Raw genomic sequence first — 21,584 nt, 5'->3', positions numbered from 1 at the left:
TTTTGTATACACTTTTTACACGAAACTTTAGTCCAAAATAAAACAATTTACTTATTTTGACTATTGAACTCAAAATATTTTTCATCAAATACCTTAATAGGCTTGACAAATGGTAGAAAAAAGCACCTTGCGAACACTTCGCAAAGTACTTTGAAACGTTGATATAACTGAATATTAACGTTTTGAAAATTGTGATGCCTTGCGGGCTTTTTTGAGAGCTGGTTTTTTGTCTCATTTATCATTCTTTGATAAATGTCAGTAATACCAAGCACCTATTAGACACTTTATTCGTCTCTCATCACTTATAACCTATTATTTCAGATTAAGGGTTATCAAAAATGGCTTTTCGGAACTTATGCAGTTGAGAAATGAATAAAAAAGATGTCGTGAAAATAACTATTCTAATTTTGGAAACTATTCATCCGATAAATTCCATTGTTTCACAAAGCACCACTGAACTTTAACGCTATGATTATAAATGAAATATTTCATCACTATAAAATTTATTGACATAAGCCTATAATAATGATAATATCAAAAATCAAATGGTAATATTTTATCATAATTTCTCACTTTCTACCTTTTTACAACAGATGGATGCAACATATGATTTTAGGGGAAACCTACAGAAGAATGCGGGAAGAAAAAGGAATGTCCATTTCTTCACTAGCAGGTTATGAAATTTCAAAATCTCAAATTTCAAGATTTGAACTAGGAGAAACTGAAATTTCTGTCTTTAAATTACTATATTTACTAGAAAAAATTGGAATAACACTAGAAGAATTTTTACTTGCATGTAATAGCTATGCTCCTCCAGAATTCAATACCTTAATAAACGCTGTTCAAAAGTGTTCATATAATCAAGAGATCAAAGAACTGATAAATTTAGCTGATCAAGAAAATAAATATTTTAAAGAAACGGGGTCTCATTATCATAAATTAAATGCTATTTTCATCCAAAGTATTATTTCTGGAATTGACAAAAATTATCAACTAAATCCTCAAGATATCTCGTATCTTTCAAATTACCTATTCTCTATTGAAAATTGGGGATACTACGAAACACTTATACTTGGAAATTGTTGCCGAACTCTGCCCCCTAAACTTCTATTTCAATACTCTAAAGAAGCTCTAGAAAAAGGACAATTATATAATCCTATTCCCCGCAATAAACAAGCACTGATTCAGCTACTCCTCAATTCACTTCTTATTATGATCGAAAACGGTTTACATACAGAATCAGTGTTTTTAATGCAATCTACTAAAAAAATGCTAGTTAATTCGACATATTTTTTTGAGCAAACCATTTTATTATATTTAGAAGGATACCTAGATCTAAAATTTTACAATAATGTGCAGAAAGCAATTTCAAAAATAGAAGAAGCATTAAAAATCTTCAAAAATTTCAATAAAATTATATATAAAAATTATAAAGAACACTTTGATGAACACATTAGCAATCTATTATAATGTGGAATTTCTCATTTTGAACAAGTGCTTTTTTCACAAAATAATTAAGTTCTTCTAGAGACACTTTCTCAACTTCTTCGGTAATACTATCCCAACTAGGAATATTAAATAATTTTTCTCTGCAGAGTGTCTTTAAAAACTCATTTTTTTAACTTCACAACTCATAAGTAATTCCTTTCCATTATAAAGCAATAACTTGATCAAATCGTTCCAATATTTCTGGATTATGATCATGAGTAATAACAATAACTATTGCATTCTCAATTGATAAAATATAATCCATGATATCTTTGGATTTTTTTGGATCAAGATGACTGGTAGGTTCATCAAATATATATACAGAATAGGTTTTGCATAAAAATCTGGCTAAATCAATACGTTGTTTTTCTCCTTCCGATACTATCGTTCTTTCCTTAGACAATTTCTTACTCATAAAGTCCTAGCTAAAACCTAAGGTATTTCTTAATTGCGTAGTCACATCCACTTCTCTATCTAACTTTATATTATCCAAGACACTACCATTAAAAAGGAAGTCATTTTTTTGTATAAAGGCAATCTCCCTATATAACTCTTTTGAACTAATTTCAAAATTACTTTTTCCGTTAATTTGTATTTCTCCATCATATAAACTTTTAGGAAAATAATTTAATATCAATTTAGCTAAGGTTGATTTTCCTACCCCTGAAGAACCGATAATGGCATATATATTCCCTTTTTTAAATTCAAACGAGAAATTATTGAATATCGATCTGCTTCCAACCTGATATGTTAAATTATTTATGGAGATATTAGTAATTTCTCTATATATATTACTATCTATAACATAACTAGTATCAATATAACTCCTATCTAGGATATCTTGAAAACTTAATAAGACCGCATCCGTGCTTTTTATTAAGTTTTTATTGTAAAGGAAGGATTGTAACGGTCCAAATACACCATTCAATAATTGAATACTTGCTACCAACAATCCCACTGTAAGCAAACCCTTTCTTACAAAAAATATACCCGCAACCATACACACTACTTGGGAGAAGAAACTCAGAAACGTTCCTGCATTTGAAGCAAAATCTTTTCGATATTGATATTTTTTTCTAGAATCTTCAAAATCAAAGGTTGTTTTTTGTATTAATTTCTGTATCCATTTTTGAACGTTCAATAATTTGATTTGTTCAAAGCCATCAATAAAATTTGTCATTTCTGCTAAATAGTGACTGCTTTGTTCTGAATAATGACTTGTTGCCTTAGTCATCAGTTTCCCTGGTGCTTGTGATAGAAAAATAGTTAGAAACGACAATGCAAAAAAAACTAATGCTAGGTGCCATTCTATCCATAAAATAGCGGCCACACTCATGACTAGCGAAGTTAAATTCGTAACAATCGTAATTCTAGGAATCAATAAGTTCTCCTGAATAATATCAATATTTTTTGTCACATTATTCAGAAAATTCGAACTATAATTGTCATTCATTTCACTAAATTCACGCGATAAATAATCTAAGAATAATCGCTCTTTTAAATCTATAATAATATTTTTTACATACTTACTCTTTATATAGGAATAACACCATGAACATAAAAACCACAACACTAGCGCGCCGATACATATGACTACCTGGATTAATAACTCACCATTGGAACTAGATAAGTTATCAAGTATTTTCCCTAATTGAACAGAGAAAAAGGTCATCAAAAATGCGCTAGCAATACTTAATAAAACCAATATAATATACAGTAATTTATACCCGTTCATAATACGCTTCATACTTCTTCTACTCACTAAAATCTTTATGAAAAAATTATAATCCAAATCTATACCTAAACATAAAACTTCCCTTATTTGGGACGGAGCTGGTTTTATCATCCTTGATAACTAGCAATTAACCCAAAAAGTTTCCTTTAATTAGTATATTTTGGGGATTTTATGCTTAGGGGTCTGGGGATTCTCCCCAGATATTAAAAACATCAGGAAAATTCTCCTCTAGCTGGATAATTTTTTCCACTCTCTCATTGTAATGCTGGTAACGTTTGGAGGCTACAGCAACAAAGTCGGGATATTTTTTATATAGAAGCTTGTAGAGCTTGCCACTCGATGGCTTCTTACGATAATCCAGTGACTGAGTCAAAATAACAATCAGCTTGTCAAAATCCGAGCCTTGAGCAAAAGTCACTGGAATGGAATCAGATAATCCACCATCCAGGTAGTGCTTGTCCTGATAGGTCACAATTTCACTAGCTAGGGGCAAGGCCGAGCTGGCACGAAAGGCTTCCAGCTGGTCAAAAACATTGTCAATCTTAATATAGTCAGCTTTTCCAGTCTCTATATCCGTAGCGACCACGTAAAAAGGGACACCCGACCGAGCAAAGGCAGCTTGGTCAAATTTGTCTAGCTCCATAGGAATTTTATAGTAGGCCATATCTTTATTAACCACATTTCCCGTCCTTATCCAAGAACGCAGTCCCATGTAATTTTTATCTTTAATGAAACGTTTATTATAGCGGAGAGCTCTGCCTTTTTGGTCTGAAAGATAATTAACCTCAAAGAGAGCACCAGAAGATACTGCCACAATCCCATCAACTTTGATGCCTGCTTCTAAAAAGGCATTCAGAACTCCAGCTGTGTAAAGTCCTCTCATGCCACCGCCTTCTAAGACCAATCCTACTGTCATTCCAGCATTCTCCTATAATTGTTGTTTGTTATATCAAAATCTTCAGAAAATTGTGTAAAAAATAAAACTGGGATTGACCCAGTTTCTTAATTAATTAGCAACTAATGGTTTGATACATATGTGGTCTGCGGTCTCTAAAGAGTCCCCAATCCAAACGTTCACGCGCTCCCTTATCCAAATCATACGTTGCAAGCAAGACAACTTCTTCATCACGTCCCGCTTTTTCAATCACTTCACCTGTTTCATCTGTCATAAAGGACGAACCATAGAAACACAAGCTAGAAGACTGGCCTCCATTTTCTGCAGAAGGTTGTACATCTTCCAAGCCAATCCGATTGGCAGCAATGACTGGTGTGATATTGGCTGCAGCATGGCCCTGCATGGTCCGCTGCCAATGACCTTGGCTATCCGTGTCCAAAATCGGCTCCGAACCAATGGCTGTTGGATAAAAGAGTAATTCTGCTCCATTCAGAGCTAGACAACGAGCAGTTTCTGGGAACCATTGGTCCCAACAGATGCCAATGCCAATTTTCGCATAACGCGTTTTCCAAACTTTAAATCCAGTATTTCCAGGTGTGAAGTAAAACTTCTCCTGATAATAATGGTCGTCAGGAATGTGAGTCTTACGGTAAACACCTAGCACCGTCCCATCTGCATCGATTACAGCAATGGAATTGTAGAGGCTATTGCCATCTTTTTCATAGAAGGAAATGGGCAAGACAACCTGCAATTCCTTGGCAATAGGAATAAAGTGCTGAACAGCATCATTTTCTTCTACAGACTTGGCATAGTTATAATAATCATACTGGCGTTCTTGACAAAAATAAGGACGCTCAAAGAGTTCAGGCAGGAGAATAATCTGCGCTCCCTGACTAGCTGCCTGTCTGACCAAACGCTCTGCAGTTGCCAGATTTTCCCAAAGGTCCTGACTACACTGCATCTGGACAGCTGCTACAGTAACATTTCTCATATTTTCTTCCTTTTCATAATTTCTTTATGGGAGATACAATGGCTCTGAGACAAGGAAGGCCGGAGCCGGCTATACTGGAGTATGCCAATCCGGCTTGACGCTGTATCAGAGTCATTTAGCCCCATAAAGGGGAATCTGCTGGGTGATGCAATGGATATTCCCACCTCCAAGTAGGATGTCGCGAGCTGGAATGCCGACGACTTTTCTGGTTGGAAAAAGCTGCGCTAGGAGATGCAGTGCCTGCGCATCATGCTCATCATCAAACTGGGGCACTAATACCGCACCGTTGCTGACGTAAAAATTCTCATAGGAAGCAGCCAGACGTTCACCAGCAAACCGCTCCTCCTCCCCCGCTTCATAGACATAGCCTGGCAAGTCCTCTTCTGTTACTAGAATTGGATGCTTGGGGATAGGCAGTTTATGGACGATCAACTTTCTACCCTTGGCATCCACTTGCTTTTCCAAGTAGTCCCAATCTGCCTTGGACATGGCATATTGGGGATCTGACTCATCATCTGTCCAGGCTAAAACTATCTCGGCTGGACCAACAAAGGCCGCAACATTGTCCACGTGCTCATTGGTTTCATCATTAAAGATACCGTATGGGAGCCAGAGGACCTTTTCAGCTCCGAGAGTATCTAGCAACACTTGCTCAATCTGGTCCTTGGTCAAATGGGGATTGCGGCCTGGACTTAGCAGGCAGGATTCGGTCACCATGATGGTTCCTTCGCCGTCGCTATGGATGGCTCCTCCTTCTAGGACAAAGGGGTGGGCATCATGGACTGGCAGACCGATGGCCTGACTAAATCGACTAGCCACCTGATCATCTGCCTCATAGTCCTGATAAAGACCATCATAGCTTCCGCCCCAAGCATTAAAAGCCCAATCGACAGACAAAGCTCTGCCATTTTCATGAACCAAAACCGTCGGACCTGTGTCACGCGCCCAAGCGTCATTTGTGGGGATGTCCAGGTAGGAAATGCCATCACCTAGCATAGACTGAGCTTCCTCACGATGTGCCTCATCCACCAAGAGATAGACCTGCTCGCTTTCAGCAATGGTTTTGATGACCTGGCTGAAGGCTTTTTTTGCCCCCTGACCATCAAAGGGCCAGGATCCTGGGCGAGTCGGCCACACCATTAGGGTACCATGATGGGGCTCATACTCAGCAGGCATGCGGTAACCCGCTGCTTTTGGACTTTCTATCATGACAACCTCCCCTTGAAATCTTCATAGCCAAAGCTTTTGATAATTCGACAGTCGCCTGTCTGATCCATCAAGACCAGACTTGGCAGACCGATACCGTTGAAGGTATTATTTTTGACAAAGGAATAAATGGCCATGTCCTCAAAATAGAGTTTGTCACCAATCTCAACAGGCTTTTCAAAGGAATAATCACCGATGATGTCGCCCGTCAGACAGGTATTGGAAGACAGTCTGTAAGTAAAAGCCTTCTCTCCAGCCTCAAAGCCATGACGAAGCGGTGGGCGATAGGGCATTTCCAAAACATCTGGCATGTGACAGGTAGCTGATGCGTCTAATACTAGCGTTTCAATACCATTTTCGACAATGTCTAAAACTTCTGTCACCAAATAGCCTGCATTGAGGGCAATGGCTTCACCAGGCTCAATGTAGACTTCTAATCCATAGGTTTCCTGCATGTGCTGGATAGAAGAAATCAGCAAGTCCAGATCATAATCTTCTCTGGTCACATGATGGCCGCCGCCCATATTGAGCCATTTAATACGGTGTAGGTAGGGACCGAATTTGGCCTCAACAACATCCAAGGTAGTTTTCAAATCATCGGAATTTTGCTCACAGAGGGTATGGAAATGCAGGCCATCCACCAAGTCCAGCAGGTCTTCTGAAAACTGACTGATTCGGACGCCGAAACGAGAACCCGTTGCGCAGGGGTCGTAAAGTGCATGTTCACCTTGGGTGGAACACTCTGGATTAATCCGCAGGCCAACACTGACTCCAGCTGCTCGGCATTTGTCCGCATGCTTGCGGAGTTGGCGTTCCGAATTAAAGACGATGTGGTCTGCAATTTCCAAAATCTCCTCCAAATCCGCATCCTTAAAGGCTGGGGCAAAGACATGGACTTCGCCCCCAAATTCCTCACGACCCAGCTTGGCTTCATAGAGTCCTGATGCAGTTGTGCCAGCCAGATACTGACTGATCAGCGGATAGGTAGCATACATGGAGAAGGCTTTTTGGGCCAAAAGTACCTTACAGCCTGTTTGGTCCTGAACGGACTTGAGAATTTCTAAATTTTTTACCAGCTTAGCCTCGTCAATAACATAGGCTGGTGTTGGGACTTGATCAATTCTCATCTAGTCCACCAAAACAGGATTTTCTACTACCTGCCAAGGCAGACCATATTGATTGAGCAAGTCCATGAATGGATCTGGATCCAATTCTTCCAAGTTATAGACACCTGGTTTCTTCCAAATTCCGTCCATAACCAGCTTGGTTCCAATCATAGCTGGCACACCAGTTGTGTAGGAAATAGCCTGTGAGCCAACTTCCTTGTAGCACTCTTGGTGGTCACAAACATTGTAGATGTAGATAGTCTTCTCAACGCCGTCTTTAACACCAGTGAAAATACAGCCGATGTTAGTCTTGCCAACGGTACGAGGACCAAGGCTAGCAGGGTCTGGTAATAATGCTTTGAGGAATTGGATTGGCACCACTTCTTGACCGTTGAAGTTGATTGGATCTGTTCGCAGGAGACCAACATTTTCCAAACACTTCATGTGAGTCAAGTAAGATTGACCAAAGGTCATGAAGAAACGGATGCGTTTGACACTTGGAATATTCTTAGCTAGGGATTCGATTTCTTCGTGGTGGAGGAGGTACATGTCTTTCTGGCCAACTTCTGGGAAATCATATTCTCGTTTGATCGACATAGCTTCGACTTCCACCCATTTGCCGTTTTCCCAGTAGGAACCTGGTGCAGAAACCTCACGCAAGTTGATTTCAGGGTTAAAGTTGGTCGCAAATGGATAACCGTGGTCTCCACCGTTACAGTCTAGGATGTCGATATAGTGGATTTCATCGAAATAATGTTTCAGTGCGTAGGCAGAAAATACACTAGTCACACCTGGATCAAATCCGGATCCCAAAAGAGCTGTCAGCCCTGCTTTTTCAAAACGCTCCTTATAAGCCCACTGCCAAGAGTAGTCAAAGTAAGCCGTAAATCCTTCTTCAGCACAGCGTTTTTCGTAGATGGCCCGCCATTCTGGATCCTCGGTGTCCTCGCACTCGTAGTTGGCCGTGTCGATATAGTCCACGCCCGTCGCCAAGCAGGCATCCATGATGGTCAAGTCTTGGTAAGGCAGGGCAACGTTCAAGACAGCTTTTGGCTGGTAGCTTTCAATCAAGGCAATCACTTCTTCCACCTTGTCCGCATCCACTTGGGCAGTTTCGATTTTTACAGCTGTTTTTCCTTCCAAAATAGCCTTCAAGTCATCACATTTGGATTTGGTACGGCTGGCAATCATGACTTCCTTGAAGGTATCTTCTGCCTGACAAACCTTGCTGATGGCAACTTGGGCAACTCCGCCACAACCAATCACTAACAAACGACTCATTATTTTTTCTCCTCTTCTTCTAAAATGTCTTCCACGTATCGAGGCAAGAGAAATGCTCCGATGTGGAGATTAGCGGTATAGTATTCTGTGAAAAGCTGGCGCGCCTTCCATTTTTCCTTGTCAAAATCTTCTATAGGATGGTATTTTTTAGAGGCAAAGCCAAATAACCAATAACCTGCAGCAGATGTCGGAATATGGGCCTGATAAACACGGCTGATAGGGAAAGATTGGGTCGCCTTCCGATGCATGGAACGAAAGGCAGACTCATCTTCGTCATAAAATGGCGAACCATGCTGGTAGACCATGATGCCATCTTCCTTCAAAGCCCGGTAGGCATTACCGTAAAATTCCTTGGTAAAGAGCCCTTCCGTATGTCCAAATGGATCTGTCGCATCATTGATGATGATGTCATATTCATTTTCACAGTTGCGCAAGAAACGCAGACCGTCTTGTAAATAAACTTCGACTCGCTCATCTTCCAAGCCAGTTGCATAGTCTGGGAAATACTGACGACAAACTTCCACAAGGAGTTCATCTGGCTCTACAACGTCAATACGTTCGATTTCAGGATACATACTGAGAACTTGAGCAACTCCACCATCTCCCCCACCCAGAATCAAGATTTTCTTGGGATTTGGATGAACGGCCATTGGTACATGAACGGCCATTTCGTTGTAAACAAAGTCGTCCGCATCTGAAAAGAGAACCCGACCATTAAGGGTCAAAATCTTACCAAAGGCTGGCGAGTCCAACACAGCAATGTCCTGAAATTCACTCTTGCCAGCATAGAGCTGCTGGCTGGTGCGAATGGACAATTTTACATCAGGTGTTTGAACTTCTGAAAACCACATTTCCATGACTAGTCCTCCTTAATGACATTGATGAAGTTGACATCTGGATCTTCTGTCCCTTGGAGGGAACAACCGCGTTCCTTGGCGAAGATAATGTAGTCAACAATTTCCTGGGTCACTCGCTCACCTGGAGCTAAAAGCGGAATACCAGGCGGATAGCACATAACAAATTCCCCGCAGACCTGACCAACTGCTTCTTGCAGGGAACGACTTTCCCGCTCTGCATAAAAGGCTTCCTGCGGTGACAAAACCAGCTGCGGCTGGATGTATTCTCCCGAAATCAAATCCGAACCATCTCGTGAGTAAAGACGCTTGATGTCAGCCAGAGCCCCCACCAGCCGCTCGATGTCCTGCAAGCGGTCACCGATGGAGATATAGGCCAAGATATTGCCAATGTCGCCAAATTCAATCTGGATGTCGTACTCATCCCGCAACAAATCATAGACTTCAATCCCTGTCAGACCAATGCCCTGCGTATAGATGGAGAGCTTGGTTACATCAAAATCATGCACCGTTTTACCATCAATTAATTCCTTGGAATAGGCATAGTAGCCACCGATGGCATTGACTTCACGGCGAGCATACTCAGACATTTCAATGACTTTTTCAAAAGACTCTTTCCCACGAAGGGCCAGATTTCTCCTTGAAATATCCAAACTAGCCAGCAAGAGATAGGAAGCGGATGTCGACTGGGTCAGATTGATAATCTGGCGGACATACTCCACATTCATATCTGGACCGACCAATAGGAGCGAGCTCTGGGTCAGACTGCCACCTGATTTGTGCATGGAAACAGCTGCCATATCAGCCCCCACATCCATAGCTGCCTCTGGCAATTTTTCCGAAAAATGCAAATGCGCACCGTGAGCTTCATCGACTAAGACTTTCATACCCGCTGCATGAGCTTTTTCAGTCAAGGTACGTAGGTCCGAACAGATGCCATAATAGGTCGGATTGTTGATCAAGACAGCAACCGCATCAGGATGCTCAGAAATAGCTCGTTCAAAAGCTTCATTTTCCAAGGCAAGAGCAATACCAATCCTTGGCTGAACGGTCATATCAACATAAACAGGAATAGCCCCACATAAAACCAAAGCATTCAAGGCAGATTTATGGACATTTCGAGGGAGGATGATTTTATCGCCTGCCTTACAAGTCGCCAGAATCATGGTCTGGACGGAAGAGGTTGTCCCTCCAACCATGAGAAAAGCATGACTGGCACCAAAGGCTTCTGCTGCCAATTCCTCCGCCTCTCGAATAATGGAGACTGGATGCCCTAGATTATCCAAAGGTTTCATAGAATTGACATCAATCCCCACGCATCTTTCTCCTAACAGTTCGACCAACTCTGGATTACCCCGTCCCCGTTTGTGTCCTGGGACATCAAAGGGAACAATCCTTTTTTTCCGTAAGTTCACCAACCCCTGATAAACAGGGGCTTGATACTGATCTAATTGGTACACGACATACTCCTTTAAGGATTTATTGTTTCCAGAATATTCTGGATATTTTTCTCGATCATCTGCTTCATTTGGCTAAGTCTCTTTAAATACTTAACTCTATCAAGACTTTAACTGACATCGAGATTTCTCAAGATCTCTCCTATGAAAAAAAGCAGGTTTTCACCTGCTCTACAATCTTCTGACGTTTTTTCGTTTGTTTCTGTTGAGTATGTCTGTTCCAGATGTTTCCTAACTCTCTAGTTGCAAATATTACGTACTTTATTGACCGTTTCACAAGATGACGTGTGCTTTCACCACACTAATTTGATATACGAATCAGGAGCAATCTCCTAATATCAACTTATAAAATGTAGGCTTTTAACCCTATCAATAATGTGCCCGTGAGAAAACTCATCTCAAAGAAATACTAGTCTCATATGATTTCTGAGCTAAAAGGCATTTAGATAAAGCAAGCCATCACAGATAGTCGAAGTATATCAAACTGGCTTAACTTACCAAAAGAACTCTTAGCCCGAAAGTAGGCACGCTTCGGCATTCAACCCTGCCTGTCCGTAGGCATTTTTTACTCGGGTCTATATTTGCTAGAAAACATCTTTTCTAAGCTTTACTAATATAGCATTTTTCCAAGGCCCTGTAAAGACCTTTGGTAAAATATTGATTCTGGCTCATCAAAAAAGAAGGCTGACGCCTTCTGCTTACGACAATTCTGCAATTTGGTAAAGTTCTACTTCTGCCTGAGTTTCTGTACCAAACATATTGAGCATGAGTTTAACTTTGTTGCCATCAATTTCAACCACGCGACCTTCTTGTCCCATAAAGGCGCCATCGATGATTTGAACCATATCGCCAGCCTTGATATTGGTATCGATGACATCCACTTTTTGACCCATTGAAATAAGGATTGAACGGATTTCTTCTTCCAAGAGTGGGGTTGGTTTTGAACGGTTTCCGTGTGACCCTACAAATCCTGTAACGTTCGGCGTGTTACGCACCACGAACCAAGCCTCGTCAGTCATCACCATTTCCACCAAAACATAACCTGGGAAACGATTTTCTTCGATTTCTTTGCTAGTCCCGTTTTTCTCAACGTTTACGGTTTGAGTTGGAATAATCACCTGCAAAATATTGTCCAACATGTCATAAGTTTGGGCACGTTGCAAAAGGTTTTCCTTAACCTTATTTTCATAACCTGAATAAGTCTGAAGGACAAACCAGCCCTTGTCAAATGAATCTAACATTTCTTGCTCCTTTGTAAATAAACTTGCTTCAATCAGAGAAATTACAACCCTAATTAAAGCGACGATATAAAAAAGCCGTCGAAGCGGCTTTGTCTTTACTGGTATTATATCACAGTTTTGACCAAATAAGCCCTAAATTCTGCTTATTTTTTAAGACTTTTCTTAGAATTTATTAAACAAATTCAAGAGACCACCTGAAATCAAACGGTCAAAAAGGAAAATAATTATAGTGAAAAATATGGTATATTCAAGAACTGAAATAAAATCATACCAACGTTGTTTACGATTTGGCCAAGTTGTACCTTTCAAAACTTGAAAAATGCCTTTGATAAACATAATTGCTTTATACTCCTCATTCAAATTACAGGGTTTCTGGAAACCATCTTTAGGTATACCTACTAAAATCAGGCTTATTGTGACTGGTTAGTCTCAAGGATGATTATTAGCGGTCTTAACGTGTTTCCTTGTGCAGGGTATATCCCTTACAGTGCTTACAAAATTTCTTAACTTCTAAACGTGTTGGTTTAGGATTGCTACTAACTGAAATAGAGTAGTTACGACTCCCACAATCCACACACGCTAAACTTGCTTTTTTCTGTGCCATACTGCCTCCGTAAGAGCCATTTTACCATATTACAGATGTCTTTGCAACTTATCTGAAGTAGTCCAGAATACTATTCCAGAGGTTTTGAGCTTTTTCTGGAATGGTGCTATCATTCAAAGCTTTTTCCAATTCCTCCTTGGTCTTGGTTGCTGAGTCAGTTAAATCGTCAATAATGCTGCGCGACTCCTCTTGAGCTTCCTGAGCTGACTCGTCATACACGGCATCAATACCATTTGCGGCGTAAGCATTTTCCACCTTAAACTTCGTCCCTGACGTATAAGGTAGAACCGAGCTTGCCATAGTACTAAAGAGTGATGACGCATTGCTATAGGGGTCAATAATATAGTGATTTTCGTCTGTCTTATCGTAACCAATCCACTGAGAAATCACCACATCAGGTGTGTAACCAATAACCCATTGGTCACTGATGACGTCAGGATTGAAACTGGCTTCATTCGTCCCTGTCTTACCAGCCATGGTATAGCCATAGACGTTGGCTGAAGTAGCCGTACCATTAGTAAAAGTTCCCAACATCATGCTAGTCATCTTATCAGCTACAGATTTGCTCATCACACGTTGTGCTGAGGGTGTATAGGCTTTGACTTTTTCACCACTCGCTGTCTCGATACGGGTAATCAAGTGCGCCTTATTCATAACCCCATCATTGGCAAAGGTAGCATAGGCTTGTGCCATCTGCATAGGGCTGACAGTCATGCTTGAACCTAAAGCCACTCCAAGTTCTTTAGGAACATCCGTCATGTTAAGGCCCAGCTTTTTCCCATAAGAAAAAGCTTTGTTAATGCCAATCTGGTCAAGGGTATAGACTGCTGGAATGTTGTATGAATTTGCCAATGCCTGATACATGGGTAAATCTTCTGTCTCAATGCCCCCATAGTTTGATGGAGCGTAACCGTTAAAATCGCGATTTGTGTTGGGTAACAGCTCATCGATATTCCAACCTGAAGCGATTGCTGGGGCATAAACTAAGAGGGGTTTTATGGCTGATGCTGGACTTCTGAGCCCTTGAGTCGCGTAGTTGAAACTTCTAAAAGTGGCATTCTCTGTACTGTTTGAACGACCAACCAGACCTCTTACCCCACCAGTTGAAGGATCCAGAGCAACACTAGCTGCCTGAGAAGTCTCACCATCGTTAGCCACATAGATAAAATTATCATCATCCAAGGCTGCCTGCATACCCACTTGATAATTTTGATCCAGCTCAGTATAGATTTTATAACCATTGTTAAGAATGTCTTTTTCACTCAGGCCGTAGGTTTCAATAGCCTCGCTGATGACCGCGTCAAAGTAGGAAGGATACTTATAATCGTTCATTTTGCCTGCATAAGTATCAGCTAATCGATTTCCCATTCCAACGGTCATGGATTCATCAGCAGTTTCTTGACTGATATATCCCGCCGCTACCATTCCTTGTAAAACCGTGTCCCTGCGGTTGGTGGCATTATCAATAGAATAGTAGGGATTATAAATTTCAGGACCTTTTAACATACCCGCAAGTGTTGCAGCTTCATCTAGAGATAGGTTGGCCGCACTAGTTCCGAAATATTTTTGACTCGCATCCTCGACACCCCAGACCCCATTACCAAAGTAGGAGTTATTGAGGTACATGGTTAGGATTTCTTTCTTGCTGTATTTCTTAGTCAACTCTAAGGCCAAGAAGAATTCACGCGCTTTACGCTTAATCGTCTGGTCTTGAGTTAGGTAGGCATTTTTAGCCAGTTGCTGTGTGATGGTCGAACCACCACCAGATTTACCGAGCGTCAGCACAGCTAATATAGTCCGCTTGAAGTTAATACCGCTATTTTCATAAAAACTTCGATCCTCGGTAGCAAGCACAGCATTTTCTAAATCATCTGAAATGGCATCTAGCTCCACATAGGTGCCTTTTTGTCCGGTCAGGGAACCTGCGTACTCACCATTGCGGTCATAAATAACAGTGGTCGCCTTGAGTGCCTCCTGCAAGTCCGAAACCTTGGCTGTCTTGGCTAGATAAAAAAGGTAACCACTGGTCAGGAGGATAAATCCTGTCAGGCTAATTAAAAGAATCTTCCCCATATGATAACGACGCCAAAATTGACGTAACGGATTTGTAGGGGCTAGTTTTAGCTTATCTGCTTTCTTGAGAATGTCAGATTTACTCTCTTCCTTTTTCTGATGAGAACGACTTCGCTGATAACGAGAGTTTGGCTGTCCCTCCTCAGACAGTTGACCAAGGTCTTCTTCAGGTGATGCTTGAGGTTCAGTAACTGTAGTTTTTTCTGCCTGAAAGTCCTCCATAAATTCTGCCTGCGCCTCTTTCAGAGCCTCTTGTTCTTTTTGATAGTTATCTGGAAAAAATTTTTTCTTCAATAATTCTAAAATTGTCATAAATATATTATATCACAGGCCCTTTATCTCTGTCTTAAGCAATCTATTTACATCCAGAAAATCCGACCTAAGACTGAGTTCGGACACAAAAAAAAGCCAGCTTAGACTGGCTCCTGTACATTAATGAAGTTTGCTGATAACAACGTAACGATTTGGATCATTACCTTCTGAATAGCTTTCTACACCTGGAATTTTCCCAACCGTCTTATGAACAATTTTACGCTCACTATTACTCATTGGATCCATAACGTAATCATGGCCTGTTTCTAATACCCGCTTAGCCATTTTCTTTGTAAAATCAATGACAATCTCTGTACGATGTTCCACATAATCATGGACATTTAGAATGACAGAAAAGTAGCGTGAATAATGATCGTGTAAGAAATTTTGTGCTAACAGTTGCATAGACTTAAGCACTTTTCCATGGTAACCAATAACACGTCCTGCCTCTGGTGTCTCAATCTGGATAGTGATTTGACGACGGTTAGTAGTGGTTTCCAATGTTGCTTCAACATCCATCTCGTAGATGATTTTTTCGACGTAGGCAGCCACATCCTTTGCCGCAGCCTCAATGTCTTCAGAAATTTCTTCTGACTCATCTTGACTAAATTCACTAGAAACAAAGGCTTGGAAATCATCCACTTTAACTGACTCTACCACTTCTGGTGTAGACATTTTAGTCGCTGTCTCTTCAATGACATCCCCAGGTTCTTTGCCTTGCAATTCTTTTAAAACCTCGAAATGACCAGTTTCTTCTAAAATGGTTTGCGGTGATTTTTTATTAGTCAAAAACTGCTCTTTGACTTCTGGTTCAACTTCCAGCTCTCCACGAGCCTCCATTTCCTTAATGAGGCTGGTCACCTTGCTGAGTTCAATTGTATCTTCCAGACTGGTGGTCACCGGTGCATTTTGCTGGTTGATTTCCTCAGGAACACCTTTGACTGCCTTTTGATCAGCCTTATGCGCTGTCTTCTCATCAATACTTTCAATCTCTACCTGCGCGGGCTTTTTCCCAAAGCCAAGAAAGCCTTTTTTCTCCCTTGAGACCACGCGGATATGAGCTTTCATGCGTGGTAGACCAAGCTCGCGTAAGCCTGCTTCGATAGCTTCTTCTACCGTTTTTCCTGTAAAAATAGCCATAAGATTCTCCTTATTTACGTCTTTGTGCTTTTTTCTTAGCACGGCGAATTCTTGCCGCTTTTTCTTTTTCTGCTTGTGCCAATTGCTCGCGCTCTGCAATGAGCTTGAAAGGATTATTAAAAATCAAGATTTGCACAACTTGATAAGCATTTGACACCGTCCAATAGAGAGACACACCGCTTGCAAGCGTGATTGAGACCATCAAAATAATCACTGGTGCTACCAGTGACATAATCGTCATGGCAACATTCTTCTCACGAGCACCCTTATTTGTCAACCAAGTAGACAAGAAGGTAAAGACTGCTGCCAAGATTGGTAGGATAAAAAGCTTATCTGGCTCTGCTAATTTAAACCAAAGGAAGGAGCCTTCTTTTAGGAAATCAACCCGTAAGAGCGCCTGATAAAGAGCAATCATAACAGGGGGTTGAACTAGCAAGGGCCATAAACTGCTGTATGGATTGACCCCTTCTTCTTTGTAGAGAGCATTTGTCGCTTCAGTCAGAGCTAGACGGCTATCTGTGTCCTTGCCTGGGTACTGCTTTTGAAGCTCTCTTAGTTTAGGCTGTAGGTCCTGCATCTTACGGCTGGACTTAATTTGCATGTTGTAAAGCGGTAAAAGTGCCGTTCTGACTACTAGAGTGAAGAGAATAATCCCAACACCGATATTACCGAAGGACAGTCCATTGATTGCCTGAGCAAAAAAGTAAACCAGCTTTGCCCAAAAACCAGTACTGTCAGCTGTAATTGGTGACATACTTTGGCCACTTCGGCTACAGGCTGATAAAAGAACCAAACCAGCCATCAAAAGACCACTTACCTTAAGTTTCTTGTTCACCTTGATTTCCTTCCTGATACAGATTTCCCAATTTCAATACATGAGTAAGGTTATTTTTCATTTCCTGATAGGTGAGAATTTCAATTCCCTTACGAGCAATAATGACAAAGTCCGTCGTTACAAGATGGGGTGACAGCTCTTTAATCAGATGACGGAGCCTGCGTTTAATACGATTCCTGACCACCGCATTGCCCAGTTTTTTACTGACTGAGAGACCCACCCTAAAATGAGCCTGGTCTTTTGGGAGACTATAAACTACAAATTTTCGATTGGCAACACTCGTGCCACTTTGAAAAATCAGCTTAAAGTCTTTCTCACGCTTGACGCGATAGCTTTTTTTCACGATTAGACTCCAAGTTTATATTTTTTTTATTATATCACAATTCAGAAAAAGCTAAAACCCCTTGAATAGAGGTTTTGAGGCAAATTTATCCTTTCCAGTGCTTGGTAGCATCAAGCGGCTCACCAATTACTGCAGAATTGTCCAATTCAATGATGCCACGCACCTGAGGAGCATTCGGAAGAGCCAGCTCACGAGGGCTACACATCATACCATAACTATCCACTCCACGAAGCTGACCAGGGAAAATAAGGCTACCGCTCGGCATCATGGCGCCAGAAAGGGCAACGATGGTTTTAAGACCGACAGCCGCATTCGGTGCCCCTGCCACAATCTGTACTCTTTTATCAGATGCAACTTGAACTTGGCAAATATTGAGATGGTCACTATCAGGATGTGGTACCATTTCTACAATTTGGCCCACCACAAAAAACGGCCCTTGGTTATTAAGCAACTCTTCTGTAAAACCTTCTTTAACTAACTCTTGATTGATAATGGCCACATCTTGGTCTGACAAGATCACCTGACCATTCCCCTCAAGAGTAATTAAGCTTGAAACCTCAAAAATGTTCCAAGCTAAGGTCTCACCCGTCACTAAATCATAAACGCGCGCAACTTTTCCCTTACGCTCAACCGAGCGTTTGATATCCTTGGTATCTTGTAAAATAACGAGGAGCGTATCCCCAACCTGTTCTTTATTATATGCAAAAATCATGTATTCTTCCTTGCTTATCATTATTATTTAATCATTGTCGTTTTCCAGACGGTCAATTATCTACACTTTTCTAAAAAGCTGATAATTTCTTCTTTACTTTTCTTGAGTTTGTTGACTAGACGCCCCAGTTCCTTACCCTTTTGGGTGACAACAAAAGAGGGAATCCCCAAAATACTCCACGTTTGAGCTAGGTCTATAAAATCATCTCGATCCACGCGAACAAATGTCATCTCTGGAAATCTTTCTTCAATCTCTGGCAGAGCTGGATAAATAAATTGACAATCTGGGCACCAATCCGCCGTGAAAAAGAACACGACCTTTTCATCGCTTTCTACTAAGCTCGCTAATTCTTCAAAGTTTTCAGATATGATCATTTATCTAAGTCCTTTTCTAAACGGTAATTGATATCGCCATGGTCATAACTGAAATAAAAGGTCACACCATCTTCAAAAACTACACCGCCAGTTACTAAACGTCTGATTGACTCAAAATCATTGATATAGATGACTGAAATTTTGCCAAAGGACGCAAAAAACTCTCTGACTTCCACGAGAATCTGTTGACGCTCTTTGTCTAATTGTTTTTGATGCGCAACTACGCTAGCCGCTGCCAAACCGCCTAGCCCTAAGATGCCCGCTAGGAAGGCAAATCGTTTTTGTTTCATAAACATTATTTTATCATAAAAGCACCGCTTTTGTCCCAAAAGAATCCAGAAAGTCAGTACCCCTTCAAATAAAAAACTGACAAAGTTTAGGCTTAATGATAGAATAAAAGATATCTATATGATTTAGGAGACTCTTATGACAGACTTATTTTCAAAAATCAAAGAAGTAACTGAATTGCACGGTGTTGCCGGTTTTGAACACGATGTTCGTAATCATTTGCGTCAAAAAATGACACCTCTTGTTGACCGTGTTGAGACGGATGGTCTCGGTGGCATTTTCGGCATCAAGGACAGCAAGACTGCTGATGCTCCTCGTATTATGGTGGCTGCTCATATGGACGAAGTTGGCTTCATGATTAGTGATATCAAGCCTGATGGCACTTTCCGTGTGGTTGAAATTGGTGGTTGGAGCCCACTGGTTGTCTCTGCCCAGCGCTTTACTCTCCACACCCAAACTGGCGCTAAACTTCCTGTCATCTCTGGCTCTGTACCTCCTCACCTCATGCGTGGCAATGGCGGAGCGACTATCCCAAAAGTAGCTGATGTAATTTTTGACGCTGGATTTGTAGATAAGACAGAGGCTGAACGTTTTGGCGTGCGCCCAGGAGACATTATTATCCCAGAGTCTGAGACCATCTTAACCGCTAACAAGAAAAATATCATTTCTAAAGCCTGGGACAACCGTTACGGAGTTCTTATGGTAACAGAATTATTAGAACACTTAAAAGGTCAAGAGTTACCAAATACCCTCATCGCAGGGGCTAATGTTCAAGAAGAAGTTGGTCTTCGTGGAGCTCACGTATCAACAACCAAATTTGATCCTGAACTCTTCTTTGCCGTTGACTGCTCACCTGCCGGCGATGTTTATGGTAGCCAAGGTAAAATCGGTGATGGAACTCTGCTACGTTTTTATGATCCTGGCCATATCATGCTGAAGGACATGAAAGATTTCCTTTTGACAACAGCCGAAGAAGCCGGTGTCAAGTTCCAATATTATTGTGGCAAGGGTGGCACCGATGCTGGTGCAGCTCACTTGAAAAACGGCGGTGTCCCATCAACGACTATCGGTGTATGCGCCCGCTATATTCACAGTCATCAAACCCTCTACGCTATGGATGATTTCCTTGAAGCACAAGCCTTTTTACAAGCCATCGTGAAAAATCTTGACCGCTCAACTGTTAATACAATTAAAGGATATTAAGATGAAAATTGGATTTATCGGCGTTGGCAAGATGTCAACTGCCATCATTAAAGGACTGAGCCAAGCCGAACATGACATTATCATATCTGGATCCTCTCCCGACCGCTCAAAGGAAATTGGCCAAGAACTGGGACTAGCTTACACTAACTCACATCAAGAATTGCTGGACCAGGTTGATCTGGTGATTTTGGGTATCAAGCCACAACTCTTTCCAACTGTATTGTCCACTTTAAGCTTCAAGCAACCCATCCTGTCTATGGCCGCTGGTATTACTTTGGAACGCTTAGCTGATTTAACTAACTCAGATTTACCACTACTTCGTATCATGCCCAATATTAATGCCCAAATTCTTGCTAGCACAACAGCTATTTGTGGCAATGATAAAGTATCTGACGAACTTCTCACCACAGCTAAAGGCATTTGTGACAGCTTTGGAGTCACCTTTGACGTAGCCGAAAAAGATTTCGACGCTTTCACAGCCCTGGCCGGTTCAAGTCCTGCCTTCATTGCCCTCTTCATTGAAGCTTTAGCAAAATCTGGCGTCAAAAACGGTATGCCAAAAGACACAACTCTAGCTATTGTCAGCCAGACCGTTCAGGCTACCGCTCAAAACATCTTGATAGGAACAGACAGTCCGCATGACCTGATTGACAAGATTTGCAGCCCTGGTGGCACCACTATCGCAGGCCTTATGGAGCTAGAAAAAAAGAGTTTAACTTATACTATTAACTCTGCCATTGACAAAACCATCGAAAAGGCAAAACAACTTTAATTGATACTATAATTTCTGTAATGGCTAAATGCACCATAAAGGATACTAGCCCCTAAAATGAGATACAAGAAAACACTCCTGTTGAAATCTAGTATAAACTGAACTACACCCCCAAAATTAGACATGAGATCTAACGATTGAGGTGCTTTTTCTACCATTTGTCAAGTTCATCAAGGTATTTGACGAAAAATATTTTGAGTTCAATAGTCAAAATAAGGAAATTGTTTTCTTTTGAACTAAAGTTTCGTGTAAAAAGAGTACACGAAATTAACACCTTATGTTGAAAATTTTTGATAAGGTGTTACAATGATAGAGCATAAACAGTTTTACCGATTTTGGGTTGAAGCGTAATCGTAAAGTTTGTTATGCATAATGAGGTAATACATTGTCCGAATGAGACGATGTATGGAGGCAATCGTGTGTGGCTTCGTTGAAGTTGTTTGCGATTGTCTTTTTCGTTCCTCATAAAAGTCGGCGATATGGCAAGGATTGGTGTGACTGGCTGAAGCGATATTGTGAATACATTTGAACAGAATCTTTCTAGCGTAGGGATTGCCACGCTTGGTAATGTGTTCCTTAGCGAGGAAGTTGCCAGATTCATAGTGTCTCAGATCAATACCGATAAAGGCATTGATTTGATTGGCAGACTGAAAACGGCGAATATCTCCCAGTTC

General features: G+C 41.1%; 21 protein-coding genes and 1 pseudogene. 3 read left to right on the top strand and 19 right to left on the bottom strand.

The window, feature by feature from the left end:
- The first annotated feature begins 606 nt into the window (after positions 1-606).
- Complete coding sequence (locus G576_RS0109235) at positions 607-1,470, top strand: helix-turn-helix domain-containing protein (protein ID WP_027974362.1); 864 nt, start codon at positions 607-609, stop codon at positions 1,468-1,470.
- 181 nt (positions 1,471-1,651) lie between these two features.
- Here the strand turns inward: G576_RS0109235 and G576_RS12665 are convergent.
- The 18 genes and pseudogenes from G576_RS12665 to G576_RS0109150 all read right to left on the bottom strand — a co-directional run bounded on the left by G576_RS12665 (position 1,652) and on the right by G576_RS0109150 (position 18,937).
- Positions 1,652-3,223, bottom strand: a pseudogene (locus G576_RS12665) (ABC transporter transmembrane domain-containing protein).
- Between the two features lie 175 nt (positions 3,224-3,398).
- Positions 3,399-4,139, bottom strand: coding sequence for a patatin-like phospholipase family protein (locus G576_RS12660; protein ID WP_051178089.1), 741 nt, complete (start codon positions 4,137-4,139; stop codon positions 3,399-3,401).
- Between the two features lie 94 nt (positions 4,140-4,233).
- Positions 4,234-5,109: an N-carbamoylputrescine amidase gene (aguB, locus tag G576_RS0109220; RefSeq protein ID WP_027974361.1), complete on the bottom strand. Its 876-nt coding sequence runs from the start codon at positions 5,107-5,109 to the stop codon at positions 4,234-4,236.
- A 111-nt stretch (positions 5,110-5,220) separates the two neighbouring features.
- Positions 5,221-6,318, bottom strand: a complete 1,098-nt coding sequence (gene aguA, locus G576_RS0109215; RefSeq protein ID WP_027974360.1) for an agmatine deiminase — start codon at positions 6,316-6,318, stop codon at positions 5,221-5,223.
- A complete protein-coding gene (gene nspC / locus G576_RS0109210) occupies positions 6,315-7,442 on the bottom strand; it encodes a carboxynorspermidine decarboxylase (RefSeq protein ID WP_027974359.1) in 1,128 nt (375 codons plus the stop codon). The genes aguA and nspC overlap by 4 nt, the downstream gene beginning before the upstream one ends.
- Positions 7,443-8,702 (bottom strand): saccharopine dehydrogenase family protein, encoded by a 1,260-nt coding sequence (locus tag G576_RS0109205; protein WP_027974358.1) that lies wholly within the window; start codon positions 8,700-8,702, stop codon positions 7,443-7,445.
- The gene (gene speE / locus G576_RS0109200) at positions 8,702-9,559 is read right to left on the bottom strand and encodes a polyamine aminopropyltransferase (RefSeq protein WP_024385568.1); all 858 of its coding nucleotides are present in this window, start codon (positions 9,557-9,559) and stop codon (positions 8,702-8,704) included. Before speE ends, G576_RS0109205 begins: the two co-directional genes overlap by 1 nt.
- A gap of 2 nt (positions 9,560-9,561) precedes the next feature.
- Positions 9,562-11,016 carry an aminotransferase class I/II-fold pyridoxal phosphate-dependent enzyme gene (locus tag G576_RS0109195; protein WP_027974357.1) on the bottom strand — a complete coding sequence of 485 codons (1,455 nt, stop codon included), beginning with the start codon at positions 11,014-11,016 and terminating at the stop codon, positions 9,562-9,564.
- 695 nt (positions 11,017-11,711) lie between these two features.
- Positions 11,712-12,254 carry a transcription termination/antitermination protein NusG gene (nusG, locus tag G576_RS0109190; RefSeq protein WP_027974356.1) on the bottom strand — a complete coding sequence of 181 codons (543 nt, stop codon included), beginning with the start codon at positions 12,252-12,254 and terminating at the stop codon, positions 11,712-11,714.
- 162 nt (positions 12,255-12,416) lie between these two features.
- On the bottom strand, positions 12,417-12,590 hold the full coding sequence (secE, locus tag G576_RS0109185; protein ID WP_027974355.1) for a preprotein translocase subunit SecE: 174 nt from the start codon (positions 12,588-12,590) through the stop codon (positions 12,417-12,419).
- Between the two features lie 115 nt (positions 12,591-12,705).
- Positions 12,706-12,858, bottom strand: a complete 153-nt coding sequence (rpmG, locus tag G576_RS13365; protein ID WP_083960002.1) for a 50S ribosomal protein L33 — start codon at positions 12,856-12,858, stop codon at positions 12,706-12,708.
- Between the two features lie 48 nt (positions 12,859-12,906).
- A complete protein-coding gene (gene pbp2a / locus G576_RS0109180) occupies positions 12,907-15,243 on the bottom strand; it encodes a penicillin-binding protein PBP2A (protein ID WP_027974354.1) in 2,337 nt (778 codons plus the stop codon).
- A 120-nt stretch (positions 15,244-15,363) separates the two neighbouring features.
- A complete protein-coding gene (gene jag / locus G576_RS0109175) occupies positions 15,364-16,383 on the bottom strand; it encodes an RNA-binding cell elongation regulator Jag/EloR (RefSeq protein WP_027974353.1) in 1,020 nt (339 codons plus the stop codon).
- Between the two features lie 10 nt (positions 16,384-16,393).
- Positions 16,394-17,218 carry a YidC/Oxa1 family membrane protein insertase gene (locus tag G576_RS0109170; RefSeq protein ID WP_027974352.1) on the bottom strand — a complete coding sequence of 275 codons (825 nt, stop codon included), beginning with the start codon at positions 17,216-17,218 and terminating at the stop codon, positions 16,394-16,396.
- Positions 17,202-17,561, bottom strand: coding sequence for a ribonuclease P protein component (gene rnpA / locus G576_RS0109165; RefSeq protein WP_027974351.1), 360 nt, complete (start codon positions 17,559-17,561; stop codon positions 17,202-17,204). The genes G576_RS0109170 and rnpA overlap by 17 nt, the downstream gene beginning before the upstream one ends.
- Positions 17,562-17,646: 85 nt before the next feature.
- A complete protein-coding gene (gene ytpR / locus G576_RS0109160) occupies positions 17,647-18,273 on the bottom strand; it encodes a YtpR family tRNA-binding protein (protein WP_027974350.1) in 627 nt (208 codons plus the stop codon).
- A 56-nt stretch (positions 18,274-18,329) separates the two neighbouring features.
- Entirely contained in the window at positions 18,330-18,647 is a 318-nt protein-coding gene (locus G576_RS0109155; RefSeq protein ID WP_027974349.1) for a thioredoxin family protein, read from the bottom strand.
- Entirely contained in the window at positions 18,644-18,937 is a 294-nt protein-coding gene (locus G576_RS0109150) for a DUF4651 domain-containing protein (protein WP_027974348.1), read from the bottom strand. Before G576_RS0109150 ends, G576_RS0109155 begins: the two co-directional genes overlap by 4 nt.
- A gap of 136 nt (positions 18,938-19,073) precedes the next feature.
- Here G576_RS0109150 and pepA point away from each other — a divergent pair, with 136 nt between their 5' ends.
- Together pepA and proC are read left to right on the top strand one after the other, a co-directional pair.
- Complete coding sequence (pepA, locus tag G576_RS0109145) at positions 19,074-20,138, top strand: glutamyl aminopeptidase (protein ID WP_027974347.1); 1,065 nt, start codon at positions 19,074-19,076, stop codon at positions 20,136-20,138.
- A 1-nt stretch (position 20,139) separates the two neighbouring features.
- Positions 20,140-20,910 (top strand): pyrroline-5-carboxylate reductase, encoded by a 771-nt coding sequence (gene proC, locus G576_RS0109140; protein WP_027974346.1) that lies wholly within the window; start codon positions 20,140-20,142, stop codon positions 20,908-20,910.
- A gap of 326 nt (positions 20,911-21,236) precedes the next feature.
- On the opposite strand, the gene G576_RS12655 is transcribed toward proC, so the two are convergent.
- Positions 21,237-21,584: transposase (locus tag G576_RS12655; protein ID WP_037618856.1), on the bottom strand; the 348-nt coding region annotated here is incomplete at its 5' end.

The organism is Streptococcus porci DSM 23759 (assembly GCF_000423765.1).
Classification (GTDB): Bacteria; Bacillota; Bacilli; order Lactobacillales; family Streptococcaceae; genus Streptococcus; species Streptococcus porci.
The sequence above is the reverse complement of the archived record's forward strand: the minus strand, read 5'-3'. Positions and strand labels throughout refer to the sequence as shown.